31 protein-coding genes are annotated in these 26,053 nt (G+C 61.4%); 11 read left to right on the top strand and 20 right to left on the bottom strand.

From position 1 onward, the window contains the following. Window positions 1-32 precede the first annotated feature (32 nt). Window positions 33-1,040, top strand: a complete 1,008-nt coding sequence (locus tag AC1RMF_RS19885; protein WP_493143774.1) for a sodium-dependent bicarbonate transport family permease — start codon at window positions 33-35, stop codon at window positions 1,038-1,040. A 3-nt stretch (window positions 1,041-1,043) separates the two neighbouring features. Here AC1RMF_RS19885 and AC1RMF_RS19880 read toward each other — a convergent pair whose 3' ends face one another. After that, a complete protein-coding gene (locus AC1RMF_RS19880; RefSeq protein ID WP_493143772.1) occupies window positions 1,044-1,595 on the bottom strand; it encodes a lipocalin family protein in 552 nt (183 codons plus the stop codon). A 121-nt stretch (window positions 1,596-1,716) separates the two neighbouring features. Between AC1RMF_RS19880 and AC1RMF_RS19875 the strand changes: the two genes are divergently transcribed. Next, on the top strand, window positions 1,717-2,094 hold the full coding sequence (locus AC1RMF_RS19875) for a hypothetical protein (RefSeq protein ID WP_342618349.1): 378 nt from the start codon (window positions 1,717-1,719) through the stop codon (window positions 2,092-2,094). 4 nt (window positions 2,095-2,098) lie between these two features. Here AC1RMF_RS19875 and AC1RMF_RS19870 read toward each other — a convergent pair whose 3' ends face one another. Genes AC1RMF_RS19870 through AC1RMF_RS19860 form a run of 3 tightly spaced genes read right to left on the bottom strand, consistent with a single transcriptional unit; the run spans window position 2,099 to window position 3,486 of the window. Next, entirely contained in the window at window positions 2,099-2,803 is a 705-nt protein-coding gene (locus AC1RMF_RS19870) for an OmpA family protein (protein WP_493143771.1), read from the bottom strand. Between the two features lie 54 nt (window positions 2,804-2,857). Next, window positions 2,858-3,304 (bottom strand): RcnB family protein, encoded by a 447-nt coding sequence (locus AC1RMF_RS19865; RefSeq protein ID WP_493143769.1) that lies wholly within the window; start codon window positions 3,302-3,304, stop codon window positions 2,858-2,860. A gap of 26 nt (window positions 3,305-3,330) precedes the next feature. Continuing rightward, window positions 3,331-3,486, bottom strand: coding sequence for a DUF3309 family protein (locus tag AC1RMF_RS19860; RefSeq protein WP_342618352.1), 156 nt, complete (start codon window positions 3,484-3,486; stop codon window positions 3,331-3,333). Window positions 3,487-3,635: 149 nt separating this feature from the next. Between AC1RMF_RS19860 and AC1RMF_RS19855 the strand changes: the two genes are divergently transcribed. The 6 genes from AC1RMF_RS19855 (at window position 3,636) to AC1RMF_RS19830 (ending at window position 6,625) form a co-directional block, all read left to right on the top strand. Beyond that, window positions 3,636-4,253 (top strand): hypothetical protein, encoded by a 618-nt coding sequence (locus AC1RMF_RS19855; RefSeq protein ID WP_493143767.1) that lies wholly within the window; start codon window positions 3,636-3,638, stop codon window positions 4,251-4,253. Window positions 4,254-4,271: 18 nt separating this feature from the next. After that, entirely contained in the window at window positions 4,272-4,565 is a 294-nt protein-coding gene (locus AC1RMF_RS19850; RefSeq protein ID WP_493143765.1) for a hypothetical protein, read from the top strand. Between the two features lie 28 nt (window positions 4,566-4,593). Beyond that, window positions 4,594-4,974, top strand: coding sequence for a hypothetical protein (locus tag AC1RMF_RS19845; RefSeq protein ID WP_493143764.1), 381 nt, complete (start codon window positions 4,594-4,596; stop codon window positions 4,972-4,974). Beyond that, on the top strand, window positions 4,971-5,465 hold the full coding sequence (locus AC1RMF_RS19840) for a hypothetical protein (protein WP_493143762.1): 495 nt from the start codon (window positions 4,971-4,973) through the stop codon (window positions 5,463-5,465). The genes AC1RMF_RS19845 and AC1RMF_RS19840 overlap by 4 nt, the downstream gene beginning before the upstream one ends. A 179-nt stretch (window positions 5,466-5,644) precedes the next feature. After that, on the top strand, window positions 5,645-5,959 hold the full coding sequence (locus tag AC1RMF_RS19835; protein ID WP_493143760.1) for a BON domain-containing protein: 315 nt from the start codon (window positions 5,645-5,647) through the stop codon (window positions 5,957-5,959). Between the two features lie 84 nt (window positions 5,960-6,043). Next, window positions 6,044-6,625, top strand: a complete 582-nt coding sequence (locus AC1RMF_RS19830) for a BON domain-containing protein (RefSeq protein ID WP_493143758.1) — start codon at window positions 6,044-6,046, stop codon at window positions 6,623-6,625. A 30-nt stretch (window positions 6,626-6,655) separates the two neighbouring features. Here the strand turns inward: AC1RMF_RS19830 and AC1RMF_RS19825 are convergent, their stop codons facing one another. The 3 genes from AC1RMF_RS19825 to AC1RMF_RS19815 are packed head-to-tail and all read right to left on the bottom strand — an operon-like array spanning window position 6,656 to window position 11,372. Then, entirely contained in the window at window positions 6,656-7,381 is a 726-nt protein-coding gene (locus AC1RMF_RS19825; RefSeq protein ID WP_493143756.1) for a Crp/Fnr family transcriptional regulator, read from the bottom strand. Further along, window positions 7,378-8,229, bottom strand: coding sequence for a response regulator (locus AC1RMF_RS19820; protein ID WP_493143754.1), 852 nt, complete (start codon window positions 8,227-8,229; stop codon window positions 7,378-7,380). Before AC1RMF_RS19820 ends, AC1RMF_RS19825 begins: the two co-directional genes overlap by 4 nt. Further along, entirely contained in the window at window positions 8,226-11,372 is a 3,147-nt protein-coding gene (locus AC1RMF_RS19815; protein ID WP_493143753.1) for a PAS domain S-box protein, read from the bottom strand. Before AC1RMF_RS19815 ends, AC1RMF_RS19820 begins: the two co-directional genes overlap by 4 nt. 396 nt (window positions 11,373-11,768) lie before the next feature. Between AC1RMF_RS19815 and AC1RMF_RS19810 the strand changes: the two genes are divergently transcribed. Together AC1RMF_RS19810 and AC1RMF_RS19805 are read left to right on the top strand one after the other, a co-directional pair. Then, entirely contained in the window at window positions 11,769-11,987 is a 219-nt protein-coding gene (locus AC1RMF_RS19810) for a YMGG-like glycine zipper-containing protein (protein WP_493143751.1), read from the top strand. Between the two features lie 47 nt (window positions 11,988-12,034). Continuing rightward, the gene (locus tag AC1RMF_RS19805) at window positions 12,035-13,147 is read left to right on the top strand and encodes a beta/gamma crystallin-related protein (protein WP_493143750.1); all 1,113 of its coding nucleotides are present in this window, start codon (window positions 12,035-12,037) and stop codon (window positions 13,145-13,147) included. A gap of 86 nt (window positions 13,148-13,233) precedes the next feature. Here the strand turns inward: AC1RMF_RS19805 and AC1RMF_RS19800 are convergent, their stop codons facing one another. Further along, window positions 13,234-13,521: a sll1863 family stress response protein gene (locus AC1RMF_RS19800; RefSeq protein ID WP_342618364.1), complete on the bottom strand. Its 288-nt coding sequence runs from the start codon at window positions 13,519-13,521 to the stop codon at window positions 13,234-13,236. A gap of 130 nt (window positions 13,522-13,651) precedes the next feature. Here AC1RMF_RS19800 and cls point away from each other — a divergent pair, with 130 nt between their 5' ends. Beyond that, window positions 13,652-15,043 (top strand): cardiolipin synthase, encoded by a 1,392-nt coding sequence (gene cls / locus AC1RMF_RS19795; RefSeq protein WP_493143748.1) that lies wholly within the window; start codon window positions 13,652-13,654, stop codon window positions 15,041-15,043. A 26-nt stretch (window positions 15,044-15,069) separates the two neighbouring features. Here cls and AC1RMF_RS19790 read toward each other — a convergent pair whose 3' ends face one another. From AC1RMF_RS19790 to AC1RMF_RS19735, 12 genes are all read right to left on the bottom strand, one after another. Further along, window positions 15,070-15,633: a DUF1003 domain-containing protein gene (locus tag AC1RMF_RS19790; protein ID WP_493143747.1), complete on the bottom strand. Its 564-nt coding sequence runs from the start codon at window positions 15,631-15,633 to the stop codon at window positions 15,070-15,072. Beyond that, entirely contained in the window at window positions 15,602-16,501 is a 900-nt protein-coding gene (locus tag AC1RMF_RS19785; RefSeq protein WP_493143902.1) for a YihY/virulence factor BrkB family protein, read from the bottom strand. Before AC1RMF_RS19785 ends, AC1RMF_RS19790 begins: the two co-directional genes overlap by 32 nt. Before the next feature lie 26 nt (window positions 16,502-16,527). Then, on the bottom strand, window positions 16,528-17,103 hold the full coding sequence (locus AC1RMF_RS19780) for a DUF1003 domain-containing protein (protein ID WP_493143746.1): 576 nt from the start codon (window positions 17,101-17,103) through the stop codon (window positions 16,528-16,530). A 114-nt stretch (window positions 17,104-17,217) separates the two neighbouring features. Further along, entirely contained in the window at window positions 17,218-18,402 is a 1,185-nt protein-coding gene (locus AC1RMF_RS19775) for an MFS transporter (protein WP_493143745.1), read from the bottom strand. A gap of 43 nt (window positions 18,403-18,445) precedes the next feature. Beyond that, window positions 18,446-19,000, bottom strand: a complete 555-nt coding sequence (locus AC1RMF_RS19770) for a helix-turn-helix domain-containing protein (RefSeq protein WP_493143744.1) — start codon at window positions 18,998-19,000, stop codon at window positions 18,446-18,448. Window positions 19,001-19,052: 52 nt separating this feature from the next. Then, the gene (locus tag AC1RMF_RS19765) at window positions 19,053-19,916 is read right to left on the bottom strand and encodes a M90 family metallopeptidase (protein ID WP_493143743.1); all 864 of its coding nucleotides are present in this window, start codon (window positions 19,914-19,916) and stop codon (window positions 19,053-19,055) included. A gap of 90 nt (window positions 19,917-20,006) precedes the next feature. Continuing rightward, window positions 20,007-21,203, bottom strand: a complete 1,197-nt coding sequence (locus AC1RMF_RS19760) for an efflux RND transporter periplasmic adaptor subunit (protein ID WP_493143742.1) — start codon at window positions 21,201-21,203, stop codon at window positions 20,007-20,009. Window positions 21,204-21,240: 37 nt separating this feature from the next. Next, window positions 21,241-23,604 (bottom strand): ABC transporter permease, encoded by a 2,364-nt coding sequence (locus tag AC1RMF_RS19755; RefSeq protein WP_493143741.1) that lies wholly within the window; start codon window positions 23,602-23,604, stop codon window positions 21,241-21,243. A 10-nt stretch (window positions 23,605-23,614) separates the two neighbouring features. Further along, window positions 23,615-24,343, bottom strand: a complete 729-nt coding sequence (locus AC1RMF_RS19750) for an ABC transporter ATP-binding protein (protein ID WP_493143740.1) — start codon at window positions 24,341-24,343, stop codon at window positions 23,615-23,617. A gap of 43 nt (window positions 24,344-24,386) precedes the next feature. Continuing rightward, a complete protein-coding gene (locus tag AC1RMF_RS19745; protein ID WP_342618375.1) occupies window positions 24,387-24,932 on the bottom strand; it encodes a c-type cytochrome in 546 nt (181 codons plus the stop codon). A gap of 162 nt (window positions 24,933-25,094) precedes the next feature. Beyond that, window positions 25,095-25,289 carry a hypothetical protein gene (locus tag AC1RMF_RS19740; RefSeq protein WP_342618376.1) on the bottom strand — a complete coding sequence of 65 codons (195 nt, stop codon included), beginning with the start codon at window positions 25,287-25,289 and terminating at the stop codon, window positions 25,095-25,097. A gap of 243 nt (window positions 25,290-25,532) precedes the next feature. Further along, on the bottom strand, window positions 25,533-26,053 hold a 521-nt coding region (locus AC1RMF_RS19735), incomplete at its 5' end, for a VOC family protein (RefSeq protein WP_493143738.1).

Here is a 26,053-nt window from a genome sequence, read left to right as displayed (position 1 = left end):
CAAATTCCTAGGATGCGGGTCAGGAGTAACCCATGCAAAACATTCTTGATCCCGCCATCCTCTTCTTCGTGTTTGGCGTATTGGCCGGCACGGTCAAATCCAACCTTGAAATTCCCCCTGCCATCTCGCGCTTCCTCTCCCTGTACCTGCTGATGGCGCTGGGCCTCAAGGGCGGGTTTGCCCTGTCGCATTCGGGGCTCACGGCCTATGTGGGGCTGAGTCTGGCTGCTGCAGTGGCACTGGCCATCACCATCCCGGTGGTCGGCTATTGCGTGCTGCGGCGGTTTGTGTCCGACTTTGACGCTGCAGCCGTGGCTGCCACCTATGGCTCAGTCAGCGCGGTGACGTTTGTCACGGCGGTGCAGAACCTGGAGTCCCAGCACGTGGCATATGGTGGCCACATGGCAGCGGCCATGGCCCTGATGGAGTCGCCGGCCATCATCATGGCGGTCATCTTTGCCAATGCATTGCGGCGCAAGGCTGCACCCGCAGTGGTTGCGCTGGGTGGCGGCGTTGCGGCCCTGGGCACACAACCGGCCAAGGCGGGCATTCCCCTGGGCAAAATCCTGCACGAGTCCTTTACCGACGGCGCGCAATTGCTGCTGCTGGGCGCCATGGCCGTGGGGCTGATCACCGGCGACGCCGGCAAGGCCGCCATGCAGCCCTTCTCCGGCGACCTGTTCAAGGGCATGCTGTCGTTCTTTTTGCTGGACATGGGTTTGATGGCTGCGCGCAATCTGCCCCAGATCAAAGGCAAGTCCCCCGCGCTGATCGCCTATGCCGTGCTGGGGCCGCTGGTGCACGCCAGTCTGGCACTGGGTCTGGCGTACCTGCTGAACCTGCCGGTGGGTGATGGCACGCTGCTCATGGTGCTGGCGGCAAGCGCCTCCTACATAGCGGTACCCGCGGTATTGCGCTACGCGCTGCCCGAGGCCAACCCGTCGCTGTACTTCGGTCTGAGTCTGGGCGTGACGTTTCCGCTGAACATACTGTTCGGCATACCTGTCTACGCAGCGTTGGCGCAGGCTGTGTTGACCTGAACTTCAGGGGCTGTGCTGGACCGACTTTTCCAGCTTGTTCAGGTCCAGTCCCATGGACGTCAATCTCTGCATCAGGGCAGCGTAGCGCGACGGATCGACCGTCGACGTGCGGGACAGGATCCAGAGGTACTCGCGCTTAGGCTCACTGACTGCCACCAGTTCATAGGCGGCGTCCAGGTCGACCACCCAGTAGTCGCCCCACACAAAGGGCAGGAGCGAAAGCCATGCAGGTGCAAACCGCACCTGCAACTTGGCCGATGTGTTGCCGCCCACCTGGCGCGCCACGCCCAGCGCTTGCTCCATCTCGCCATTTTCCAGACGGCATTGGTTCAGAACGCGCAGACCGCCTTCAGGCAGCAGGCTGTATTCGGCCGAGGTGTCGGACACGCATTTCTTCTGAAACCGGTTGGGAAATTTGGCAATCTCATACCAGCGCCCGAGGTAACGGGAAACATCCAGGGCAGGGATCGATTGCAGTGGCGCACTGGCCTGCGTCCAGACCTGGGCAGTTGCCAGGACCAAGGCGGCAAATGTGACGTGCTTCAAAAGTTTCATGGTCATTCTTTTACAACATGCGGTGTGCAGACATCGTGGCGGATATGGCTGGGGTTTACCGCCTTGTTCCGGCTTTCGCGGCCATCGATGCAAATCAAAATCGTCTCAACGAGGAGATGTCATGCAATTGCAGTACGAGCTTAAAAAAGGAAACTACCACCTGTACGACCTGAGCACACCGGCCAGCAAGGTCACCGGTGAGCATAAGCTGCGCCTGATGACCGATACGGTAGCCATTGCGTTTGACCGCAGCACCGGCACGCTGCATGAGCATGGCAGCCCGCAACGCATCCACTCCTGGGCCACCAACACGCGCAGGCGGCTGCGCGCTGCCGGCGCCTGGGATAGTGCCGAAGACTTGGTGGTGGTCTCCGGCCCGCTGCCCGTGGACGAGATCAACAAATGCCTGGCCATCAAGGGCTACTGCCGCAACATGTTCAACCGCCTGTCCACCCTGCCGCATGGCAAGCTGATCGCGCGGGCGCGACCAGCCCAATAACAACTTACGGTGTGGCAGCAGCCTTGCTGCCCTGCACTTCCACGTCCACACGACGGTCAGGCTGCAGGCAGGCAATGATCTTGGCACTGCGGCGGCCAACGCAATCTTCGGGCTTGGTCACCGGATCGGTCTCACCGACCCCAATGGCTTCCATGCCCGTGGCTGGCACACCCTTGAACACCAGATAGTCGCGCACCGCATAGGCACGGCTTTCGGACAGCTTCTGGTTATAGGCCGTGGTGCCGATGCGGTCGGCATGACCCACCACACGCACCTTCTCGCCATTGAGGCTCAGAATCTTCGCGCTGGCGTCATCCAGCACTGCCTTGCCCTTGGGCGTGATGGTTGCCTTGTCAAACGCGAACAGCGTGTCTGCCGAGAAACGCATCATTTGCACAGGCGTAGCCACCACTATGGCCTTGGGAACCGGAGCAGGCTCAGGCTCTGCCATGGGGGCAGCGGCGACCACCACGGGAGCGGGAACGGCAGCCTTGGCTACCGGGTCGCAAGGCTCTTGCGCCAAGGCAGGTGTCCACTCCCCTGTGTGCCAGCATTGTCCTGGTGTTGCGCTGTAGACAAAGTTGCCATCGCGGTCGAGCAGATAGCCCTCCTTGACGGTACCTTGCGCCAGGGCTGCAATAGGCAAGAGCAGCAGCATGGCAACCTGCAGGATCGATTTGGAATGGAGGGGAATGGGGGATACGAACATTTTGGTTTTCTCTGAAAAAGGAAGTGCAGAAAGACTGCGCATGGAAGGCACGGTTCAGCGGTTGAGCAAAAGCTCCAGAATGATTCCGGTGGTGATGGCTACCAGCACATAGTCACCGCCGGTTTGTACCCAGTGGTAGCCGCGGGGCGGTGAATGCAAACCGTGACCACGCCAATCGTCCACTACGTATTGCCGCCCGCGGTAGTACTCTGGAAGTCGCTCGCCCCGATAGAAGGAACGGTCCGGGCCTGCACCACGTTCGCCATCGTCATGGTGCCCGCCCATATCCTGGCGCCGGTTGTCATGGCGATAGTCACCACGATCCCGGCTGTTGCCCGGACCTCGATCGCAGTTTTGTCGGCCATTGCCGCAGTCATTGCCGCGACCGTTGTCGCTGCCACGGCCATTGTCGTTTCCGCGTCCGGGTTGGGCCCAGACGCCGGCCTGGCACAAGCACAGTGCGGCGACCAGCGCCACACGAAATAGCATTTTGTTTTTCATATAAGTCCTTTGGGTTGCCAATGCAGTTACATCCTGCCTGTGAGCAGCAGGATGAGAAGGATCAGAACGATCAGGCCCAGTCCGCCGCTGGGTCCGTAGCCCCAGCCGCGGCTGTGCGGCCAAGCCGGAACAGCACCGATGAGCATGAAGATCAGGATGATTAAAAGTATGGTTCCCAGCATGGTGTGATTCCTCGTGTTGATGTATGCCCCAAGCGTATGCAGAGAGCCTCTGATGGTCTGTGCGACAACGCACCGACGTAAAGCCACTGCGTACCTAAGCTACAGACGTCCTGGCATTTCTGTCACGCACTTACCCCCCGAGGATCCCCATGAAGAACCACCACCCTGCCTCCACTCTCCTGGCCTTGGCCATCGGCCTGACCTGCGCTGGCAATGCCTTGGCCCAGGCCATGTCCAAAGCCGAATTCCAGTCCGGCAAGAACAGCATCAGCAGCACCTACAAGGCGGCCAAGGCAGCCTGCGCATCTCTCTCGGGCAACGCTCGCGACATCTGCATCGTGGACGCCAAGGGACAGGAAAAGACCGCACGCGCCGAACTCGATGCACGCTACGAGCCCTCGCGCAAGCACACCTACGAAGCGGAAGTGGTCAAGGCACACAGCGCCTACACCCTGGCCAAGGAAAAATGCGATGACCTGGCCGGCAACCCCAAGAGCGTCTGCGTCTCCGAAGCCAAGGCCCAAGAAGTCACAGCCGAAGCCGATGCCAAACTGCGCATGAAGACCCAGGACGCACGAGCCGATGCCAACAGCACATCGTCCGACGCACAGGTCAAGGCCAATGACAAGACCGCTGCGGCCCGCACCGAAGCCAGCACCGACAAGTCCGACGCGCAGTACAAGGTTGAAAAAGACAAGTGCGACACCTTTGCCGGTACCGCCAAGGACAACTGTCTGGCCCAGGCCAAAGCCCGTTTCGCCAAGTAACTCCATCAAGGAATCACCATGTTTGAAAAATCCGTCACCGACACCACCGTGCAACGTGCAGACAGAGCCCTGGATAGCGCGCAAAGCGCTGCCGACCAAGCCATCAGCGGCGTGAGCAACGCCATCGACAAGGGCGTGGACCGCGTACGCGTAGCCACGCACCAGGTACACGACGGCGCCTTGCGTGCCACCGAAAGTACATCCAGCTACATCCGCCAGGACCCTATCAAATCGGTGCTGATCGCTGCTGCCACCGGCGCTGCCCTCATGGCCCTGGTGAGCCTGCTCACACGCTCCAACGGCCGCGGCTGAAGCGCAGGCTGACGGGCGCGCGATGCCAATGCATCCACTGCTTCAGTTGCTGGTCAGCCAGCCCGCGCTGCTGGGTGAACACGCCCAGGGCTACCTGGCACTGCTGGGCAGTGAAGTGGCCGACCTCACGCGCACCACCCGCAAACGCCTGATATGGGCAGTGGCGGCGGCATTGTGTGGCACGGTCACCCTCCTATTGGGCGGCGTGGCGCTGATGCTGTGGGTCGCCTTGCCCGGCATGGCCTACAACGCGGCCTGGGTGCTGGCACTCACGCCCTGCGTTCCCCTGCTGGCCACGCTGGGCTGTTGCCTGTCCTTGCGCTTTGGCGCAAACGCCCCCGCCTTTGCCAACATCAAGGAACAATTGCAGGTAGACCTGCAACTGCTCAGGGAAGTCAGCCCCCCATGACCACACCTCACGACATTCCCCCGCGACCGCTGGTGCGGCTGGCGCTCTCGCGCAGCCGCCTGAGCGTCGCGCTCCATCACCTGCATGCCGAGCAAAAAGCCGCGACCCGGGAGCAGGCTCAGCCTGGCTGGATGGACGCACTGCGCTCCGATCCGGCTGCCCGTGTGGTGATTGATGCACTCACCCTTTGGTGGACGCGCCAACCCTGGCACAGGTCGGCCGCCCTGGTGGGCGACTCCATCCGGCGTCTGTTGATGCCCGTGGCGCAGCGCAACCCGCTAGGCCTGGTATTGGGCGCATGTGCACTGGGCGCAGCACTCATGCTGGCCAAGCCCTGGCGCTGGATTTCCGTGCCGGCACTGGCTGCGGGCCTGCTTCCCGCCTTGATCGCCAAGCTGGCTGTACTGGTGCAGCCTCTATCCTGGCTGGAGGTATTGCAGAGCTGGCTTCAATCCGGTGTGAAGGCAGACAGCCCGCAAACACCGCTCTGACACGGCATGTAGCAGGCCAACGTTTGCCCCTTGTGCGCCAGCGCACAGATGGCGCACGCGCAAATGGAAATACTCAGCCCATGAGGAACGATTCACCTGCTCCTTAAGCGCCCATTGATGGTGGCGCCCTTCACCATCGCACTTGATTTCTTGTCTTTGTACATAACTGGAGAATCCCTATGAAAATCCGCACCACTCTCGCCATTGCCATCACCGCTGTCGTGATGCTCTCCGCCACCGGCTGTGCCGTCCAACGCGGCCAGGAAACCGTGGGCGCCTATGTCGACGATGCCAGCATCACCTCGCTGGTGAAGTCACGCTTCATTGAAAACAAGCAAGTCGATGCCAGCGCCATCAGCGTGGAAACGCTCAAGGGCACCGTGCAACTCTCCGGCTTCGCCAAGAGCAGCACCGAACGCAATACGGCTGAAGCCATTGCGCGCGGTGTCAAGGGTGTGAACTCCGTCAAGAACGACATTGTTGTGCGTCCGTAATCGCCCATAGCTCCCTGACCGCCCCGCGCCTTGTGATTGAGGCGCGGGGCGTTTTACCTTTTGCCCCCCAAAGAAGCACACACCATGAACAAACTCCCCTCCCCTTGGGTCACCCATCTGGCGCTGGCAGGCCTGCTGGTCGCTTCCCTATCGGCCTGCGGCAACAAGACAGCCGAGACAGCCAGCGCGCCTGCAGCATCCACTACGGTGGGCAACGACATTGACGACACGGTGGTGACCGCACGCGTCAAGTCGGCGCTGATGGCCAACCCCAAGATCAACAGCTACGACTTCAAGGTGGAAACGCGCAAGGGCGAGGTCATGCTCAGCGGCTTTGTGGACAACCAGGCCCAGCTGGATCTGGCAACCTCCACCACACGCGATGTGGAAGGCGTCAAGACCATACAGAACAATGTGACGCTCAAGGGCGTTGCCGCCACGGTGGGCAACAAGGTTGATGATGGCATCACCACCGGCAAGGTACGAGCCGCCCTGCTTGGCGATCCCGGCGTCAAGAGCGTGGATATCACCGTGGTGACGCGCATCGACGAAGTGCAACTCAGTGGCTTTGTGGACAACCAGGAGCAGATGAACCGCGCCGTGGAAATCGCCAGCAATGTGCCGGGCGTGCGTACGGTGAGCAACCACATGCAGATCAAGCGGTAAACCGCCGCGGGGCGATGTGTCGGCGGTACTTCAGGCCTGCCGGTACAGCACGTCGTTCTGCAGACGGTCCAGTTCCTTCTTCACCACGCCATAGCATTCACAGGAGCGCTGCTCCAGGCCAGCGCGGTTGAGCACACCGATATGGCCGCGCCGGTAGCGGATATAGCCCGCTGCCTGCAGATGCCCTGCCGCCTCGGTCACACTTTCGCGTCGCACGCCCAGCATGCTGGCCACCAGCTCCTGGGTCATGACCAGTTCGCGGTCCGGCAAGCGGTCCATGGTCAGCAGCAGCCAACGGCAGAGCTGTTGCTCTACCGAGTGGTGCCGATTGCAGGCTGCCGTTTGTGCCATCTGCGTCATCAGTGCCTGGGTATAGCGCAGCAGCAGCCCTTGCAGCGCACCCGCCCGATTGAACTCCTGCTTGAGCCAGCTTCGTTCCACGCGAAACGCCTGACCGGCCGTTTGCACCACGGCCGAGCTGGACGTGGTGTTGCCTCCCATGAAAATCGATACGCCCACCATGCCCTCATTGCCCACGCCAGCGGTTTCAGCCGACGCGCCGGTCTCCGTCACATAGTGCAAAGACACGATGGCCGTGGTAGGAAAGTAGGCATGGCGCTGTGGTGTGCCCGGCTCATACAGCATTTGTCCCAGCGGCAAGGCGACGGGCTCTAGGTACTGCGACAGCGCTTCAAATTCCGGCGGCGGCAGTGCCGACAGAATGTGGTTGTAACGGGTTGCAGACGCCACCATCATGACGCCTCGACACCCGGCACCGGCCGGTTCTGCGTGCCATCGGTGATCTCCACGCCAATACCGCGGTAACCCAGGAAGCGGCCGCTCAGGTTGAACATGGGCTCGCCGCTGACACGGTAGCGTTGGGTAGAGCCGTCCGCATGATCCCGGTGAAAGACGAAGTCCAGAAACGGCTCGCGCGCCGCAATGCTGTTGCGCAACTGCGCCCGCTCCTGCGGGTTCCAGCCCTGTGCCAAGTCCGCATCGCTATCTTGCGCACCCGACGTCTGCAGGCCCAGCATCTCGCGTACCGGACCGGATACGCGGATGAACTGGTCATTCTCGTCCTGCTCCCAGTACCAGTCCGAGGCCAGTTCCGTCAGGCCACGGTAGCGCGCTTCACTCTCCCGCAATTCGGCAGTGCGCTCCAGCACCTTCTGTTCCAGCAGCCGGTTGAAATCGGCCAGCTTCTTGTACAGCAGGCGCACTTCCAGCATGTTGTGGATGCGCGTCTTGACTTCGGCCAGGTCAAAGGGCTTGCTGATGAAATCCTTGGCGCCAGCCTGCAACGCACGCAACTTGTGGTTGGGCTGGGCCGTCAACACAATGACGGGGATGTAGTCGTCCGCCGTTTGCGTCTTGAGTTGCTGCATGACTTCAAAGCCGTCCATTACCGGCATCTGCAGATCCAGCAGGATGAGGTCAAAGTCCGCGCTCTTGTGCAGGGCACTGACTTCCGCTGGCTGCATGCAGGAATGCAGATTGGTGTAACCCGCGGCGGTCAGCACCCGTATCAGCAGTTCAATATTGGCCTCCTGATCGTCGACGATCAGGATGTTGGCGCTAAGAATTTCGTCCGGATGGATCATGGTATGGGTTCCGCAAGGTTGGATGGGATGTGGGGAGTAATACGTTCAAGTCCATTTGTGCTTTCGTCAACCAGCTTCAAGCCACCGTCCAGAGCCACCATGAACTCTGCAACCTTCACGGGCTTGGTCAGGTAGCCGTAAAAGCCCGCGTCCAAGCCGCGTTCGACATCGCGCGGCAAGGCGTTCGCGCTCAGAGCCAGCACAGGAATGTGGCGGGTGGTCGGGTCATCGCGCAGGATCTTGAGTGCCTGCAGCCCGCTGATGCCGGGCAGGTTGATGTCCATCAGGATCAGGTCTGGCAGATGCAATCGCGCCAGCAGCACACCGCGCATGCCGTCTGCAGCGCCGAGCAGCCGCATGCCGGGTCGGCGCGCGACCAGTTGCTCCACCAGCTCCATGTTGGCGCGGTTGTCCTCTATGTACAGCAGGGTACGCACATGCACTGCATCGATTGGCACAATGGCCGGAGTGTCCGGCAACAGCACGTCGCCTGCATTCAAAGTCAATGCTTCACACAGGGGTAATTCAATCCAGAAGACGCTGCCCACCCCCACTTGGCTACTTACACCTATCTCGCCATCCATGAGTTCGACCAGGCGCTTGCTCACCACCAGGCCAATACCGGTGCCCTCGCCAGCGCTGGCTTCCTGCCCCAGGCGATTGAAGGGTTGAAAGAGCTGCACGACTTTGTCTGCCGAAAGGCCTTCGCCGGTGTCACGCACACCGATGCGCAAACGCATGCCGGGCACTTCGGTGCACGACACCAGCACATTGCCACCCTCGCGGTTGTACTTGATGGCATTGGACAGCAGGTTGATGATCACCTGCTTGACACGGGTGCGGTCCCCCAGCACGTGATGTACCCCCGTGGCCAAGGGAAAGCGCATCGCAATGCTGCGCTTGTCGGCCTGCGGCTCAAACAGAGTGCGGCAGTCATCCAGGATTTCCGATACCGACACCGGCTCGATCGACAGGGACAGCTTGCCCGACTCTATGAGCGACAGGTCCAGCACCTCGTTGATCAGCTCCAGCAGATACCACCCCGCCCGCAATATCTGTTCAATGCTGGCTCTTTGGGATGCCGAAGGCTCCGGCACGGCGGACTCCATCAACTGGGCAAAACCCAGGATGGCGTTCAGCGGTGAGCGCAGCTCGTGGCTCATGCTGGAAAGAAAGTCCGATTTCGCCTGGTTGGCCTTGTCGGCCTCGACACGTGCCAGCTGCAGCTCCTCGTTCTTGTCCTGCAATACCTGGTCCAGTCGCAAGCGCTCCGCGTCCACCGCCTTGCGCGCCGTATTGTCCGTACCGATCAGCAGGTAGCCGATGATGGCCTGGGCGTCATCACGCAATGCTGTGACCGACACCAGCGCGGGAAAGCGGCTTCCGTCCTTGCGTATGTAGGTGAGCTCATAAATATCCTCTATGCCGCGTGAAGCCTTGAACACCAGTGCCTCAAAGCCTGGCTGGATAGATACACCCAACTCGGCGCTGAGGGTCTGGGCGCGGTCCTTGATTTCCTGTGGATCGGAAATTTCGGCCGGCGTGATTTTGTCCAGCACATCCGCCGCGCTGTAACCCAGCATGCGTTCGGCTCCCACATTGAAGATCTGTATCACCCCGTTGGCATCGGTGGCGATGCTGGAAAAGTTGGCGCTGTTGAATATGGCGCTTTGCAGTGTGCTGTTCTGCCGCAAGGCTTCTTCGGCCTGCTTGCGCGCACTGATGTCGCGCAACACACCGGCAAAGAAGTGCTGGCCCCGCAGAACCATTTTGCTCAACGCGATTTCCAGCAGAAACACGCTGCCGTCTTTGCGCCGGCCCAGCAATTCATAACCGGTGCGCTGGTCGGCTTTCTCGTGGGTGCCACGGTAGTTGAACAGCGCAGCGGGATCATTCAGCTCCAACTCCGGAACCAGCATGCCTAGGCTCTTTCCGTTGAGCTCTGCAGCACTGTAGCCAAACATTCTTTCTATGGCCGGGTTGACCGACTCCAGGATGGCGCCCTGTTCATGGATGGTGAGGATGCCGTCCATGGCCGTATTGAAGATGGCCTGCACCAGGGCGGAGCTGTCTACCAGCGCTTGCTGCACGGCATGCTCCTGGGTCACGTTGCGAAACACCAGTACCGCCCCTACGACAGCGTTGCCGGCGTCACGGATGGGAGCGCAACTGTCTGCAATATCGAACTCGCGGCCATCGCGCGCTATCAGCACGGTGTGGTTGGTCAGAGCCTGTATTGCTCCCTGGGTCAACGCCCGGCTGACCGGACTCTCCACCGTGGCCCGCGTATTTTTGTTGACGATGCAAAACACTTCGGCAATGGGGTGGCCCAAAGCGTCCTCCTGAGTCCAGCCCGTCAACGTCTGGGCCGTCGGATTCAGACGGGTAATGGCGCCTGCGGCATCGGTGGCGATCATCGCGTCCCCGATGGACGCCAATGTGACGGCCAGCTTCTCTTCGCTCTCACGCAGTGCCGCGTTGGCTAGCAGCAATTGCGCATTGGTGGTACTTTGAATCTGCAACTGGTTACGCGCTTCGGTATGCAGCAAGTCCCCCAATCGCTGCCGCTCGTTGCGCAACAGCGAGTAGACAAAGAACAGCGCATACAAGATAGCCACTACACCGGTGAGAACGATGCAGATGTACAGATTGCGCAGCCGCACTTGGTAGGCCGCGTCAAACTGCTGAAATGCGGTGTTTTCGAACTGGATCAACGCCCCCATTTCGGCGCGGATGGTATCCATCAGCGCTTGGCCGCGCCCGGTCTCCACGATCAACGTGGCCGCTTTCAGGTCGTGGCGCTGTCTGGCTGCGATGGATTCTGCAAGCTCCAGCAATTTGGCCTGCAGAACGGGCGCCATGGCAGACAGGTGAGCCAGGGGCGCTGCTTGCTGCACCCCTGCTTGCAAGGCCTGGACATCCAGCGGCAAGGCAGCAACCGCGCTGGAGTAGGACTGCAGGTAGCTGGCTTCACCGGTCAGGATATAGCCGCGCTGCCCCGACTCGGCATTGTTCAGATTGGCCAGGAAATGGTTGGCATTGGTAAGCACCTCCGCGCTGTCTCCCCTGCCCCGGGCGGCCTCCTCCATCTGTTTGAAAGTCCAGAATACCGTCAACATGCCAGCCAGCAGAAAAGCCACCATGGCCGCTGTCCATCCCGTGATTGAAAGCGGCACTTTCACTGGTCAGCCTCTTTGCAGACACCGGGGGAGAAAGTCATAGGACAGGCCTTTGTAATTGCGCGAAGAAGCGCCGGGCTTGCGCGGTAATGGCGCGAATGCACCTTATGCCCTCTTATACACGTGCCATTGCACCGACTCAATTTTTCTTTGACACCGAGCCTATGCCATGGCACTCCACCGCTCGGTGCGCCAGGCCACATAGTGCAGTAAAGGAGGCTTGGGCGCACTGAATGCGGTTGTTCGGCCTGTGTGTGCAAGCACACCGACAGAAGCGTCTGCAAGGCAAACAATGGCATTTCTCCCGTGGCAGTCATCCCAGTGTTCCACGCCCCTTTCCCTTCACTTTGGAGTTTCACCATGAAGCAACCCCTTCCCCTGACCCGCGTGGTCTGCGCCACGCTGCTTGCGTCCATCTTTGTTCTGGGCGGCTGCTCCGGCATGACCCGCCAAGAAAAGGGAACCGCCACCGGCGCCGTAGTCGGCGGAGTAGTCGGCAATGTGTTGTGCGGAGGCATTCTGTGTACGGGTGCCGGTGCAGCTGCTGGCGGCGCCATTGGTCACGAAGTCAGCAAGTGAGCATTTCCCGCTCCGCACACCTCTTTGCCCGACTTCAGGAAACCACCATGCGAACCCATCTCAAACAGGCCCTGGTTGTCAGTGCCGTTCTGATTGCCACCCACGCGAGTGCGCAAATCACCTTTTATGAGACCGAGAACTTTGGTGGACGTTCCTTTACGACCAGCCAACAGACCAACAACCTCAACCGCATCGGCTTTGGTGACAGTGCATCCTCTGCCTATGTAACCACGGGACGTTGGGAAGTGTGCGATGACGTGCGCTTCAACGGGCGATGTGTGGTACTGCGCCCCGGACGTTACCCCTCCTTGCAGGCCATGGCCATGAATGACCGGATATCCTCCGTGCGCATGGTTGCCGCAAGCGCCAGGGTAGACGAGCGCCGCTACGCGCCACCGGCCGCATTGCCGCAAATTACCTTCTACGAAAACGATAACTTCCAGGGTCGCCATTACAGCACCGACCATTCGATCGACGACTTCATACCTATTGGCTTCAACGACAGAGCATCATCCGTTGTGGTGCTGGGCGACCGTTGGGAAGTCTGCGATGACGTGCGCTTCAAGGGCCGCTGCATGGTGCTGCAACCCGGACGCTATCCGTCGCTGGCCGCCATGGGCATGAATGACCGCCTGTCTTCGGTTCGTGCCATGGACCCGGTGACGCGTGTGGACGACCGCCGCCTGGCTCCCCCACCCGCCCCGGTCTACGACAACCGCCGACGCAACCAGGAACGCCTGTATGAAGTACGCATCAGCTCGGTGCGCGCAGTGGTCGGCCAACCCGAAGAACGCTGCTGGATGGAACGCGAAGACGTGCCGGCAACCAAGGGAGCGCCCAATATGGGCGGCGCTCTGGTGGGTGGTCTGATAGGCGGCATCCTGGGCCACCAGGTCGGCGGAGGTGTGGGCAAGGACATCGCCACCGTAGGCGGCGCAGTCGCCGGTGCGGCTGTGGGCGCCAACGTGGGCCGCAACGACTCCGGACAACCTGCCACGCAACGCGACGTCAAGCGCTGTGCCACACAGCCGGCCTCAACCAAGCCTGCCTTCTGGGACGTGAGCTACAACTTCCGTGGCCAGGAACACCGCGTGCAGATGAGCACCGAGCCGGGTGACGTCATCACGGTCAATGAGAATGGTGAGCCGCGAAGCGAATAACGCCAGCATCACAAAAAAGCCGGACGGGTACATAGCCCGTCCGGCTTTTTTTTGCGTGGCACTGATTGCACCACGGACCCTGCAGCCTACTTGACTTGCGAGCGGAAGTAGCTGAAGGAATGCTTGAACGCATCGCGGACTTTTTCCATCTCGGTCACCAGGGACTCCCATTTGTCTTCCGTGGTGCTGCGCACTTCTTCCAGCTTGGCCACGGCCAGTGCGGACTGGTGACGCAGGTTGGCCATTTCCTGCTTGTATTTCTCGCGTGCTTCGACTTTGGCCTCGTTGGTCTTGGCTTCGAGCTGGTTCATGGAGTCGTTCAACTCGTCGAGTTGCAGCTTGATCTTGGCGATGTAGACATCCTTGGTAGACATGGGGTTTCCTTGTGTTGAAGTGCTTTGGGGTGCATGCAAGACGCATGTGAAGCCAGCTTAGACCGCCCGACCCTGCAGGTCTGTGCGGGCGCACACGGACGGCGTCTGCCTGCGCGGCTATCGTCGGAGCATGCCAATCCTGTACCCCATGCGCCAGTTGATCGGGCGCACGGCGCTCTGCTTGTGCTGTCTCAGCGTGGCCGCATGTGCGAGCCTGCAGGATGTTTCTTCCATGGATGATCCCGATATCGGCAACGCACCTCCATCCGTCACGAATGCCCAAGGACCCATGCGTCCCCAGGCCGCGCAATCGCTGCTGCTGCGCCACTGGAAGAACAGCCATGCGGACACCCAGGCCATGGCTGCCGTGGAAGAACTGGCTACCAGCAAACCGTTGATCGCCGGCAATCGTGTGACTCTGCTGTCGGACGGTCCGCAAACCATTGCCGCCATGCGGCGTGCCATAGCGGCGGCAAAAGACCACATCAATCTGGAAACCTACATCTTTGATGAGGACACGGTGGGTACACCCATTGCCGAGCTGCTGATGGAGCGCCAGCGCGCGGGCGTGCAGGTGCACATCATCTACGACGCGGTGGGCACCATTGGCACACCCCAGGCGTTCTTTGAGCGCATGCGCTCTGCCGGCATTCAGCTGGTTGCCTTCAACCCCGTCAACCCACTGCGCGCCACAGGCCCCCTGGAATTCAACCAGCGTGACCACCGCAAACTGCTGGTGGTGGACGGACGCATTGCCTTTACCGGCGGCGTGAACATCAGCAGCAGCTACGCCAACAGCTCGCTGTTTCGCAGCCATCGCCACAGCCAGGAAAAGGTCGGCTGGCGCGACACGCATGTCCAGATCGAGGGCCCAGCCGTCGCCGCCCTGCAGTGGGAGTTCCTGAACCACTGGGTTTCCCAGCAGGCTGCGCCCTTGAGTGACAGCGACTTCTTTCCCGCACCGGTGACTGCCGGAGCCACGCTGCTGCGCGTGCTGGCCAGCGAACCCGAGGGCGACCAGGAAATCTACCGTGCCTACCTGCTGGCCATACGCTCGGCTAAGACGTCCGTGCACATCACCACTGCCTACTTTGCGCCCGACACCAACATTCTGCGGGCCTTGATGGAGGCGTCACGCCGCGGCGTGGACGTGACCCTGATATTGCCGGCGGTGCGCGAAAGCAGTCTGGTGTTTTACGCAGGGCATGCGCTGTACCAGCAGCTGCTGGAGAGTGGCATCCATCTGTACCAATTGCAGATCTCGGTATTGCACGCCAAGACCGCCGTCATCGATTCGGTCTGGTCCACCGTCGGGTCGGCCAACATGGACACGCGCAGCTTTCTGCACAACCACGAGCTCAACGTGATGGTGTTTGACGAAGCCTTTGGCCAAGCCATGGAGGGCGCCTTTGAAGAGGACCGACGCTTCAGCCTGCCCATGACGCTGCAGCAGTGGCAGGAGCGCCCCGCACTGGACCGGCTGAAGGAATGGCTGTCCAGCCGCCTGGCGTATTGGTTGTAGCTTTCGCCGCTCGCCCAAGGGCCCAGCTACTTGGGCAACTGGTGGCGAATCTGCTCCAGCTGGGTTGACAGTTGCTGGATGGCCTCGGTCAGCACCTGCAGTTCGCGCTCTTTCATCAGGTCTATCTTGTCGTGCAGAAGTTCTATTTCCAGTTCGGCCTTGACATTGATTTCGTAGTCGTTGCGGGCGTGACTCCGATCCAGTTCCGACTGACGGTTCTGGCTCATCATGATGGCAGGCGCGGTGTAGGCGGCCTGAAACGACAACAGCAGATTGAGAAGAATGAATGGGTACGGGTCCCAGGCGTGTGAACCACTGAGCACGTTGCCCGTGATCCACACGATGATGGCCGTGCTCTGAATCAGGATGAAGCGCCAGGAACCAATAGTGGCCGCCACCCGATCCGCCAGATACTGACCGCGGGTCAGCGGTACGGTATCGAGCTGATCGCTGATGGCCTTGGGGTCGGCCGCGAGGTTCTGGCGCCGCAGCTTGCGTTGCGCGCGCAGTTGTTTCAAGAGCTGCATTTCTGCAGACGCCGCGGCGAGCATGGAGGGCTCAGCCGACTCGGGCGATGTGGGTTGATTCATGGGGATGGACTCCTTGAATGGGGTGCGGACGCCGCGAGCCAAAGGTGTTGGCATACACCCAGGTGAACTCCGCACCGATCAGAAAGATCTGCGCCGAGTAGTAGATCCACAGCAGAATGACCACCAGCGAACCGGCGGCCCCAAAGCCGGAAGCAACGCCGCTGCGCAAGACGTACCAGCCGATCAGCGTGCGGCCCAGTGAAAACAGCAGCGCAGTGAATATGGCGCCTATCCACACGTCCTTCCACTGCACGCGGGCGCGCGGCATGACCTTGTAGATGAGCGCAAACATGGTCGCAACCAGCACAAAACCTCCCACCGCGTTACCCATGGCCGCGATCGCATACCAGCCCTGAAACACCGTGGCGCCCCAACGCCCCAGCAGGGCCAGTGCGGCGCTGGCCATCAACGACACCACCAGCAGAAAACCCAAGGACAGAATCATCCCGAACGACAGCAGCCGCGTACGCACCAGCGTCAACCAGCCCGAGTGCGCAACGCGATCTGGCACACGCCATATGCGGTCCAGTGCATCTTGCAGTTCGCCAAAAACCGTCGTGGCACCGATGAACAGCAGCACCATACCCAGCACCGAAACCGATGCCCCGGTCTGCGGCCTGCGCACATCGACCAGCAGGTCCTGCACCACGCTGGCGCTGTGCTGCCCCATCAGGTCACCCAACTGCGCGGAAATTTCGCCACGCGCCGCATCTTCGCCAAACACCATGCCCGCCACCGACACCACGATCAGCAACAAGGGCGCCAGCGAAAACAACGTGTAGTAGGCCAATGCCGCACCCATGCTGGGTACGTAATCCTCCAGCCAGGACTGCCCCACTTTTCGCAAGACGATCCACAGCGCCTGCATGCTGGCCGGCACGACCAGACGCGGGTTCATTCGGTGTTGCGCTCGTCCAATGCCGCCAGCACGAGATCGGGGTTCATCGACTGCTTGAGCGACGCGGCTTCAGGATCGTGGCGGTTGGATACGTTGGGCAGATCGCGCCGCAGCTCTTCCAGCAGCTCAATCAGTTTGGCCGCCTTCTGTTCAGTGAGCAGGTTGACCTTGAGGTCCAGATGCGCCCTTTGCTCTTCCAGCCGGGCCAGGCGGTTCTGCTTGATCAGCACCACGGTGGTGGTCAACAGGGCCGCAAGCCCCACCAACCCCTGCAGCGCAAAGTAGGGGGCCGGATCAAACTCGATCTTGTGCATCATGCGCAGTGCGCTGTCCCAGGCGGTCCAGCAAGCAACGAACAGCAAGGTCAGCCCGAGAAACGCGGGCTGGCCGATCCAGTCACCCACGCGCTCCAGCACGCGTTGCCAATAGGTCATTTTCTCGCGGTCCCGACTGTAGAAGTCCAGCACGGCTTCGATGTTCTGGCTGATCTGGTCGCGCTCATCCGTGGACGTGGTGGCCGTGCCCGTCGCGCCGTTAGTCGCCTTGGTAGGTGCATCTGCTGGATTGGTCATGGGAATTTACGCGCAACGATTCGCAACCCCATTCTGTTCGGCACGCCCCTGGCTGGCTGTGTGCTGGCGCACAGACCTGACATCTGCCCGGCGCAGCAAGCGTTCGTACCAAATTCAGTTCTGTGGCTGCGTGCGCAAGCTGCGCATGCCCCAGGTCGCCAGACCGCAACCCAACACCGCAAACACCACGGCAGGCAGGACCATGGCACGCGCACCCATGTGCGCAATGCACACGGCAACCAGCGGCGGCCCCAGCGTGGAGCCCAGGTTGCCGAGCTGGGCCACGGCACCGGTCGCGCGCGCCTGCGCCGCCGTGATGTGATTGAGATGCGGCACCAGGGCAAACGACGATCCCCCGGCCACGCCCAGCAGGTACATCAGCAGGATGGCCGCAACGCTCATGACGCCGCCCCATGCAAGCGCGCCACCCAGGTACAGACCGGCCAGCGCCACGCCGCCAAAGGCCCAGCGCACCAGCCGGTCGGGCGCCAGCAGCGACTGCGCCAGCCAGCCAGCCGAAAAGGTCCCGCCTATGGTGACCAGGGGCAACAGGGGCGCCAGCCACACGCGGTCGGCTCCGGCATGCTGCGGCAAAAAGGTGAACAGCGCGATGGCACTGCTGGTGTAGCAAAAGAAGCAGAAGCCTGGCAGTGCGGTGGCCCACTGGCTGTAAAGCTGCAGGTGCAGCCGGGGCAAGGCAGACAGTGCAGGCCATGCCGGTCTGCCGTTGCCGTCGGCAGGAACCAGGGCCAGCACCAGCAGGAACATCACCGACATGCCCAGGCCATGCGCCAGCAGCAGGCCGTCCAGACCAAAGCGCTGCATTACCCAACCGCCACCTGCTGCTGTCAATGCAAATGCCACACCGACAAAGGTGCTCCACAGTCCCATGGCAATGGAGCGATGGCGCGGCTCGGCGTACTGGATGATGAGTGTGGGTGCGGCAACCACCACCGACACCTGTGACACGCCCTCTAGCAAACGCGTGACCCACAGTAGGGGCAGCGCTGGTGTAAAAGACTGCACCCATGCCAGCACGGCGCCCAGCCCCATGCCGATCAGCAGCAGGCGCCGGTAGCCTATGGCTGGCGCACACAACCCCGCCACCACGCCAAACACCAGCCCCACCATGCCCACCGTGGACAGAATCCAGCCCATGGTCGAGGCCGAAGCCGCGTAGTGCGCCTGCAGCGCCTGGAAGGCAAATGACACCTTGGAAAACTGCATGGCAGCCAGCACACCGCTGAGCCACAGAACCAATACCAGATGCCAGCGCGTGGTTTCAAACTTGAGAGACATCAGGCAATCTTCGCGGCCGCCCGGCCAGGCGTCAACGCATAAGTTATGCGTGGCACTCCAGGCTGGTGCACAGGCGCGCAGGTAACCCGTTTGCCAGCCAGACGCGCTCCCAGAGCATGGTGCCGGCGTGGATATGCAACCCTTCCGTCTGTGGTGATCGCAGATGCACCAGGACAGGCTCAGGCGCTTCCTGCTCCCACCAGCCGACGGCACCCAGACGCAATTCCGCAGCCACGATGTCCGTGGTGGCGAACTTCCACAGCGACGTTTGCAGCAGCGCATTTTCCGCAATGCCCCACATGCGCTGGCGGGGAATGGAGGCCGCCAGCAAACGGTGGTCCACATCGGTAATGAGGTGCACCGGCAATGAACTGGTATGGACCAGACGCTGCAGGGCCGAGTCCATGAACGGTATCTGGTCGAGTGCACGCAGCAGCCGTTGCATGGTTTCCTGCGGCGGAGCGATGGCTCCGGATTCCCAGCGCGACACCGTCGCCTGGTTCACGTTGGCCAGCGCGGCAATGGTCTCCTGCTTCAGACCTTTGACACGGCGCAAGCGCTTCAGGCGCTTGCCAAACGAAGGCAATGGTGTCGTCATACGTGATTCCCGTTGGTGCATCTGCACAGCAATCATCGCAGACGCAACAACATCAGCTCCAATGCACAGGATCCGTGCGGTAGAACCGGGCCAATTCTTCGTAGAGCTGCGCATGCTCCTGGGCCAGGAGCCGGGATTGCTCAAAGAAGACCTCGGTGGCCACCGCAAAAAACTCCGCCGGGTTGGTTGCACCGTAGGGGTTGAGCAATGTGGGCGCGCCCAGCAGTGCATCCTGTTGCAGCCGGTCGAATTCCCTTTGCATCACACCCGCCCAGCGGCCGCCGTCCTGAAGGCTCCTGAGCTGCGGCGCGCCGTTGGCCGCGCCGTCTTCCTGGTCCAGCTGGTGCGCAAACTCGTGCAGCACCACGTTGTGACCGTCATCGGGGATGGCCGCGCCTTCGAGCACGTCCTGCCAGGACAGCACGACCTGACCTTGCGACCATGACTCACCCGACAGCACATTGCTGCCCTGGTGCGCAACGCCTGCGCTGTCGGTGTGCAGCCGCGGCACCACAAAACGCGTGGGATAGACCAGGATCTGCCGCAGATTGGGGAAGTTGTGGTGGGGCCGGTTGAGCAGCAGCAGGCAAGCTTGCGCAGCAATGGTCACCCGCACCTCGTCGGTGATGGACTGGCCGGCACAGCCGATGAACGGCTTCTCCGCGATGAAGATTTGAATGCACTGCTTGAGCTGCAACTGCAGATCGGCGGGCAGGCTCTGGAACAGGGGCACACGCCTGCGCAGAATCGTGCGCCATGCCCTGGGGAAAGGCCGTGCGGCCACCCTGGTGCGCTGTCTGCGCCGCCACCAGGGTTCGACCAGCAGCCACACCACCGCGACCACAGCGCACAGCACCAGCAGGGCAAACGCCAGCGTGCCGGTCGGCAACATTCGATCAAGAAGGGTTGTGGGCATGGTGCGTGTCGTGGTGAGACTCGCAGTTTGGACTGCTTCGGTGGTTTTCAAGTGCCTGTTGCGTACAGGCACCTCCGCCCCGTCGGATGGTCAGCGCGCCCTGACCTTTGCGCCGTCCTGCAGTTTGGTATCCGGATACACGACCACCCGGGAGTTGAGCGCCAGCCCTTCCGGCACCCAGGCCAGGGTTCCATTGCGTGCCTTGACCGTGACCTCCTTGAGGTGCACACGGTCACCGTCCAGTACAAACACGCCCGATCGCGAACCCAGCGGGAACAGTGCGCTCACCGGCACCATGACGGCGTTGTCCACGGTCTGCACCAGCACGCGCACATCCACCTTGAAGCCGTCACCCAGGCTTTTCCATGTGTCCGGCGGCGAAGTGATGTCGGCGATCACATTGACGCGCTGCTCCTCCACCCCCAGTGCCGAGACCTTGGTGAACGCGGCGGGCTCCACGTAGCGCACCTTGCCCTGCAACGCGCCCGGTCCGCCCCAGTTGAGCAATTGCACCGGCGTGCCAGGTGCCACCTGCACCGCTTCTTCAGTGAGGATGTCCACCACCACTTCGAGCTTGTCGGGGTTGCCGATCTCCATCAGTCCGGCGCCCGATGTCACCACACCCTCGCTTTGCTGCAGCACCTTCAGGACCTTGCCCGCAACCGGTGACACCACGGCCACCTGCTTTCTTGCAGGTGCACTTCCGGCTGTGGGCTCCGTGCCGTACTGGCGCAGTGGCGCGCGCGCCTGGTCCAGATCAAAGCGGGCGGCCGCTTCGGCATGGCGTGCGGCTTCCCACTCCTGGTTGCGCAGCTGCTCGGCAAGGCGCAGTGCCTCACTTTGCGTAGGCGAGGTGAATCCCTGCTGTTCCAGCGCATTGTTGCGCCGCACATCCAGCCGACTCTGCGCCAGCGCCGCCGCAGCGTGCTCCAGGTTGGCCTGCGCCGATGCCAGTCCAGCCTGCGCGGCGCCCACGCGGGCGGCTTGCTCGGCCTGGCTCCTGGCGTCCAGCAACGCAGGAGCCAGTGGCGATATCAGCGCGACAGTGGCCCCCTGCGCCACGCTGTCGCCCTCAACGAGTTGTATGCGCGCCAGTCTGCCCGCCAGTGTGGAGGACACCACATAGCGCTCACGCACGCGGGTCTTGCCGTCCTCCTGCACGGCGCGCTCAAAACGTCCCTGGGTGACGGTGGCAGTCTCTACTTCCATGGGACTGGGCCAGAACGCCCAGGTCAGCGCGACCAGAAGCAGCGCCGCACTGGCGCCTGAAATCAGTTTGTTGTTCATGGTGACTCCGATGCAGTATTCATAGGTGTAGCGGCCGTCACTCGCGCGTCTTGAGGACACCGACCAGGTCCAGCTGGTCTACGCGGCGACGCACGATCAAGGCGCTGACGATGCCCGCCGCCAGAACGCAGACCGCCGCAAAGGCGTAGGTGGCCGGCTGGATGACAAAGGGAAAAGAAAAATCGTCACTGCGAATGAGGCTGACGATGCCGCGCGCCGTCAGATAACCCAAACCCATCCCCAGGGGGAGTGCCAGTGCAATTTCGATACCCAGTTCGCCCAGCAAAATAGCCGAGACTTCGGCGCGCGTAAAGCCCAGCACCCGCAGGCTCGCCAGTTCCCACGCACGCTCGGCCAGGGCAATGCGGGCGTGGTTGTAGACCACGCCGACGGCAATGGTGGTGGCAAACAGCGTGAGCACCAGGCTGAACATGAGGATGTTGTGCGCCGTCACTTCGGTGATGTTGCGTGCCATCACCCCTTTGCTGATCGCCACGCCCACACGAGGCAACTCCTTGAGCCGCTCCAGCAGCTCCGGCTCAAAACCACGCTCCACCGCCACCGTGATCTGGTTCACCATGTCTCCTTCGTGCAAGAGGGTGTTGAGCGCTCTGCGCTCGATGTAGGCATTCATGGCCAGAAGCTCGTGCACGGTGCCGATAACCGGCAAGCTCAAGACGTCACGCCGCCCCTCCTGCAACTCCACCTGCACGTAGTCGCCGGGGCGTACCTCCAGCTTTTCGGCCAGTCGATCGGTCAGCAGCAGTCCATCGCGCGGCGCAGGCTGGGCACGCTTGTCCATGTCCACGATGCGAAAGAGGTCGGGCTCTTCGGTCTTGCCCTGGATGGCGCCACGGTGATGGTGGTTGCCATGAACCAGCCGCACTGCCACATTGCGTGCACCCTCTACTGCCGTCACGTGCGGCAGGTGCGCTGCGGCTTGCAGTGCGCGCGCGGGCCCGGGGTCCACCAGATTGATGAACACGTCGCCGCGCAGCACTTGGTGGAACTGGGTTTCCATCAGCAAGGCGATGGCATCGCGCATAAAGGCACCCGTAATCACTGTGGCCATGGCCATGGCCACGCCCAGAATCGTCAGCAGCGTGCGCAGGCGCTGGCGTTCCATGCTGCGCAGAATCATGCGCAACGAAGGTGAAAACCAATGCTTGAGTCCCAGACGCTCCAGCAACATGGGTTGAAAGTTGCCCGGCGACGGCGGGCGCATGGCTTCCGCCGGAGCCAGCATCACCGTCTTTCGAATGGCACCCATGGTGGCCAGCACAGCTGCGCCCATGGTCACTGCGGTGGCAATCAGGAGCAGGGCCGGCTGCACACGAAAAAGCATGCGCGGGAAGTGGAACGTCCGGGCGTACAGCTCCACGAACGCGTGCCCCAGCAGCGTTCCCAGCGCAAAGCCCATCACCAGCCCCATCGCCACAATGGCCAGTACCATCTTCAGGTAGTGCAGGCCAATCGCGCCATTGGTGTAGCCCAGTGCCTTGAGGGCCGCCACCTGCTCGCGCTGCGTTGCGATCTGGCGCCCCACAACCACGTTGAGCAGAAAAGCAGCCACCGCCAAAAAGATGGTTGGCAGAACCGTGCCCAGCACCTGCTGCTCCCGAATTTCGGAGTTGAGCAACATGTTGGACACCTGCAGATCCCGGCCATGCGCGTTGAGTCCGCCGTAGGGAGCCAACATGCGGTCCAGCTGGTCAATGACTGCGCCTTCGCTGGCGCCCGGGCCGAGGCGCACGGCAACCTGGTTGAAGGCGCCCTCCATGTTGTAGGCGGTGGCAAGCGCGCGGCGGTCTATCCAGAAGATGCCAAAGCCGCGCTGGTCAGGAGAGCCGCCTAGACCCGCAAAGATGTACTCCGGCGACAACGCAGTGCCCACCATGCGCAGCCGCTCGCGCTTGCCGTTGATGAGCGCGTCCACCTCGTCACCTGCCTTGAGCTGGCGCGCACCGGCAAAGGCTTCAGAGACCAGCACCTCCATGGCGCCGCTGTGGTGGGCCGCAATCATGCGTCCGCTGCGCAGGCCAACCCGGTTGAGCCGTTGCGGCTCCTCGGTGTCCAGGCCAATCAGCTGTCCGGCAATCGGGTCGGACACGCCGGGAATGCTGATGGGAACAATCTGGGCCAACGAGGTTTGCACATGTGCCGCCCCGGCCACGGCGTCCAGCTGATGCTGCAGCGCCAGGGGCGCACTCTTGAGGCTGGAGAACACGTCGGCAAAGCGCGACTCGCTGTAGTACGCGTCGCGCGACAGGGACAGGGATTGAAAGGCACTGAAGCTGGTGATGAAACCACCTACGCCACTGGCCACAACCAACGCTGTAGTGAGTGCCTGACTCCACATCAGGCGCAAATCACGCAACAGTTTGCGGTCCAGTGCTTTCATGGTGAGTCACTCACCATGTCAACTCGGACGGTGCGAGCTTGTGTTCGTTGTGCAGAACGCGCTCAATCCGGCCGCCGCCCAGGTACAGCACGCGGTCGGCCATACCGGCAATCGCCGCGTTGTGCGTGATCACGACTGCCGTCGTACCCAGCTCCCGATTGATACGCGCAATCACCTCCAATACCAGTTTGCCAGTGACGTAGTCCAGCGCGCCGGTGGGTTCATCGCAGAGCAGAACCTCGGGGCGCTTGACGATGGCACGGGCAATCGCCACCCGTTGCTGCTCGCCACCAGAGAGCTGCGACGGAAAGTGATCGACACGCTCGGCCAAACCCACCAAGGCCAAGGCCTCCAACGCGGGCATGGGGTTGGCAACAATGTCGGTGACCAGCTCCACGTTTTCCAGCACAGTCAGGCTGGGAATCAGGTTGTAGAACTGGAACACAAAGCCGACATGGTCACGCCGGTACGTGGTGAGTTCTTCATCGGTGGCGTGCGTCAGGTCGTGGTCGGCAAACTTGGCGCTGCCACTGGTCGGCCGGTCCAATCCGCCCAGAATGTTCAGCAAGGTGGACTTGCCGCTGCCCGAAGGGCCGAGCAGCACGATGAACTCACCTTTTTGGATGGTCAGATCCACATCCACCAGCGCGTGGACCTTGATCTCACCCATGTCATACATCTTGGCCAGCCCCTTGGCGGTGAAGACGGTTTGCTGGGCGGTGGTGGACGCAGGCTGCATGGTTGTTCCTGGCAGAGATCCGGTGGTTCCGGATACCCGATGGTCAGGGGATAGGACGCCCCTTGCCTTGGGTGCCCTCGGCCCGAGCCGAGAGATAGGCATAGAGATCCGCAATATGGGCGCTCACGCTGGGGTTGCCCTCCCAGGCCGGCATGGTGATGACGGGTTCCTTGCGCTGCAGGACGTCATCGATCAAGGCGTCCGCTGAAGGGCCGGAACCGGTGGTAGACGGCGGCGGCAGATTCCAGTCATAGCGCTTGAGCACCAGGCCCACAAACCGGCGCGGGCCCATCTGCTGGACTCTGGGCAGCAGGTCGGGCGCCCTGCCGGTCCCCGTGGCATCCGGCCCGTGGCAGCTGGCACACCGGTCCTGAAACACGCGCCAGCCCGTGTAAATGGAGCCGGGCGGCCTGGACAGACGTGCCGCTTCCTGTGCCGCCTGCGTGTTCTCGATGGTCACCCCCACATCGCCAGCACATCCAAGCAGGGCCAGTGCTGACGCCATGACGGCTGCACGCAACACACCCTGCCCTGTTGCCAGAGGCAGCCCGAGATCGGGATTCTTGAAAAAGCGAGGGAGATCAGCCATGTTGCCCACCGTTCGGATAGTCTGGCCTCCAGCCTAATCCGATGGGTGCGGCAAATATTGAGGAAGGTCAAGTCATGTGCACAACTTGGTCACCAACGCGCTGACCACGCATTGGCCCGGCTCTGCGGGGTCGAGTAATGGGGCCAGATCAGTCCGCGGGCCTTACTGTGCCGCCAATTCGTTCCAGGTTGACCAGGAAGCCTCGTCGTCCAGCTCGATCGCCTCTGGGCAGGGAATGCGCCGCAGATGCCGTCGCCGTTCAATCAGCTCGGGATTCAACAGCATTTCGATTTCCGCTTGCGACAACAGGGGCGCCGAAGCGTCTTGGGTGTAGTCAAACATTGATTGATTTGCCATGATGAAACTGTGTGAAAGAGTCGAGACCAATCGCCTCACCCTGAATGTAGGGCACGAATGTTGATTTCGTATGTGCGATAAGTAACACTTTGTACGACTAGGCAACGCGTGGCTGCCGCCCCGGGCATCCGCCGGTTCAAATTGTTACAGAACACGCGGGGATCAGCTGCAGGCGGAATACCAAGCGGCGGGCTGAAATCGGTCGACCTTGCGCTGGTCACTTGGGCGTGAAGCTGAAAGAGCTTACTTGGGTTTCTTGCCCAAAAAGTCGGCCGGGTTTGTCACTTCCCCTGGATGCCTTTCTTTGGGTTTTCCAAAAAAATGACTGGACGCAAATGCCGAAATCAATACCAGCAATATTGTTGAAAAAATCCAGAAAACCCTTTTATTGACTTCTTTCTGCTTTTCCTCGGCAGCCATGAATTGGTCCACAGCAGCGCGGACATTCTTCAATGCCGCGCGCTCCGCTGCACGACGAATCCGAGCGTTCTTTTCTCCTTTCAAATCCTTGGCTCTAATACCAAATATGTTTCCAAAGGGGTCCAGAAATTCGGCGACAGATTGTTCAAAAGCATTGGGAGTTGTCGGATGCGACTTGACCTCTGCAAATTCGCTGATCCGTTTGAATTCCTCTTGAATATCCTCAGCACTCCAATATATGCCAATGCCATCCTGCTCTTTGGAATGGCTGAGCCTAAGCATCAGTTCGCACCCGCCAATGTCGTAAAAAACCCCTTCTTCATTGGAGTAGGACGGCGATGCAT

It is taken from the genome of Rhodoferax sp. GW822-FHT04A08, from assembly GCF_058801025.1.
The sequence above is the reverse complement of the archived record's forward strand: the minus strand, read 5'-3'. Positions and strand labels throughout refer to the sequence as shown.

What these genes read in the sequence shown, in the direction of transcription:
- AC1RMF_RS19790 (WP_493143747.1), bottom strand. Translation starts at nt 15,633, where the DNA reads ATGAATCAACCCACATCGCCCGAGTCGGCTGAGCCCTCCATGCTCGCC.
- AC1RMF_RS19745 (WP_342618375.1), bottom strand. Translation starts at nt 24,932, where the DNA reads ATGGCTGATCTCCCTCGCTTTTTCAAGAATCCCGATCTCGGGCTGCCT.
- AC1RMF_RS19750 (WP_493143740.1), bottom strand. Translation starts at nt 24,343, where the DNA reads ATGCAGCCTGCGTCCACCACCGCCCAGCAAACCGTCTTCACCGCCAAG.
- AC1RMF_RS19830 (WP_493143758.1), top strand. Translation starts at nt 6,044, where the DNA reads ATGAACAAACTCCCCTCCCCTTGGGTCACCCATCTGGCGCTGGCAGGC.
- AC1RMF_RS19840 (WP_493143762.1), top strand. Translation starts at nt 4,971, where the DNA reads ATGACCACACCTCACGACATTCCCCCGCGACCGCTGGTGCGGCTGGCG.
- AC1RMF_RS19880 (WP_493143772.1), bottom strand. Translation starts at nt 1,595, where the DNA reads ATGAAACTTTTGAAGCACGTCACATTTGCCGCCTTGGTCCTGGCAACT.
- AC1RMF_RS19850 (WP_493143765.1), top strand. Translation starts at nt 4,272, where the DNA reads ATGTTTGAAAAATCCGTCACCGACACCACCGTGCAACGTGCAGACAGA.
- AC1RMF_RS19780 (WP_493143746.1), bottom strand. Translation starts at nt 17,103, where the DNA reads ATGACCAATCCAGCAGATGCACCTACCAAGGCGACTAACGGCGCGACG.
- AC1RMF_RS19820 (WP_493143754.1), bottom strand. Translation starts at nt 8,229, where the DNA reads ATGATCCATCCGGACGAAATTCTTAGCGCCAACATCCTGATCGTCGAC.
- AC1RMF_RS19755 (WP_493143741.1), bottom strand. Translation starts at nt 23,604, where the DNA reads ATGAAAGCACTGGACCGCAAACTGTTGCGTGATTTGCGCCTGATGTGG.
- AC1RMF_RS19770 (WP_493143744.1), bottom strand. Translation starts at nt 19,000, where the DNA reads ATGACGACACCATTGCCTTCGTTTGGCAAGCGCCTGAAGCGCTTGCGC.
- AC1RMF_RS19805 (WP_493143750.1), top strand. Translation starts at nt 12,035, where the DNA reads ATGCGAACCCATCTCAAACAGGCCCTGGTTGTCAGTGCCGTTCTGATT.
- AC1RMF_RS19835 (WP_493143760.1), top strand. Translation starts at nt 5,645, where the DNA reads ATGAAAATCCGCACCACTCTCGCCATTGCCATCACCGCTGTCGTGATG.
- AC1RMF_RS19845 (WP_493143764.1), top strand. Translation starts at nt 4,594, where the DNA reads ATGCATCCACTGCTTCAGTTGCTGGTCAGCCAGCCCGCGCTGCTGGGT.
- AC1RMF_RS19775 (WP_493143745.1), bottom strand. Translation starts at nt 18,402, where the DNA reads ATGTCTCTCAAGTTTGAAACCACGCGCTGGCATCTGGTATTGGTTCTG.
- AC1RMF_RS19860 (WP_342618352.1), bottom strand. Translation starts at nt 3,486, where the DNA reads ATGCTGGGAACCATACTTTTAATCATCCTGATCTTCATGCTCATCGGT.
- AC1RMF_RS19825 (WP_493143756.1), bottom strand. Translation starts at nt 7,381, where the DNA reads ATGATGGTGGCGTCTGCAACCCGTTACAACCACATTCTGTCGGCACTG.
- AC1RMF_RS19760 (WP_493143742.1), bottom strand. Translation starts at nt 21,203, where the DNA reads ATGAACAACAAACTGATTTCAGGCGCCAGTGCGGCGCTGCTTCTGGTC.
- AC1RMF_RS19800 (WP_342618364.1), bottom strand. Translation starts at nt 13,521, where the DNA reads ATGTCTACCAAGGATGTCTACATCGCCAAGATCAAGCTGCAACTCGAC.
- cls (WP_493143748.1), top strand. Translation starts at nt 13,652, where the DNA reads ATGCCAATCCTGTACCCCATGCGCCAGTTGATCGGGCGCACGGCGCTC.
- AC1RMF_RS19810 (WP_493143751.1), top strand. Translation starts at nt 11,769, where the DNA reads ATGAAGCAACCCCTTCCCCTGACCCGCGTGGTCTGCGCCACGCTGCTT.
- AC1RMF_RS19785 (WP_493143902.1), bottom strand. Translation starts at nt 16,501, where the DNA reads ATGCAGGCGCTGTGGATCGTCTTGCGAAAAGTGGGGCAGTCCTGGCTG.
- AC1RMF_RS19870 (WP_493143771.1), bottom strand. Translation starts at nt 2,803, where the DNA reads ATGTTCGTATCCCCCATTCCCCTCCATTCCAAATCGATCCTGCAGGTT.
- AC1RMF_RS19865 (WP_493143769.1), bottom strand. Translation starts at nt 3,304, where the DNA reads ATGAAAAACAAAATGCTATTTCGTGTGGCGCTGGTCGCCGCACTGTGC.
- AC1RMF_RS19765 (WP_493143743.1), bottom strand. Translation starts at nt 19,916, where the DNA reads ATGCCCACAACCCTTCTTGATCGAATGTTGCCGACCGGCACGCTGGCG.
- AC1RMF_RS19855 (WP_493143767.1), top strand. Translation starts at nt 3,636, where the DNA reads ATGAAGAACCACCACCCTGCCTCCACTCTCCTGGCCTTGGCCATCGGC.
- AC1RMF_RS19815 (WP_493143753.1), bottom strand. Translation starts at nt 11,372, where the DNA reads ATGGTGGCTTTTCTGCTGGCTGGCATGTTGACGGTATTCTGGACTTTC.
- AC1RMF_RS19875 (WP_342618349.1), top strand. Translation starts at nt 1,717, where the DNA reads ATGCAATTGCAGTACGAGCTTAAAAAAGGAAACTACCACCTGTACGAC.
- AC1RMF_RS19740 (WP_342618376.1), bottom strand. Translation starts at nt 25,289, where the DNA reads ATGGCAAATCAATCAATGTTTGACTACACCCAAGACGCTTCGGCGCCC.
- AC1RMF_RS19885 (WP_493143774.1), top strand. Translation starts at nt 33, where the DNA reads ATGCAAAACATTCTTGATCCCGCCATCCTCTTCTTCGTGTTTGGCGTA.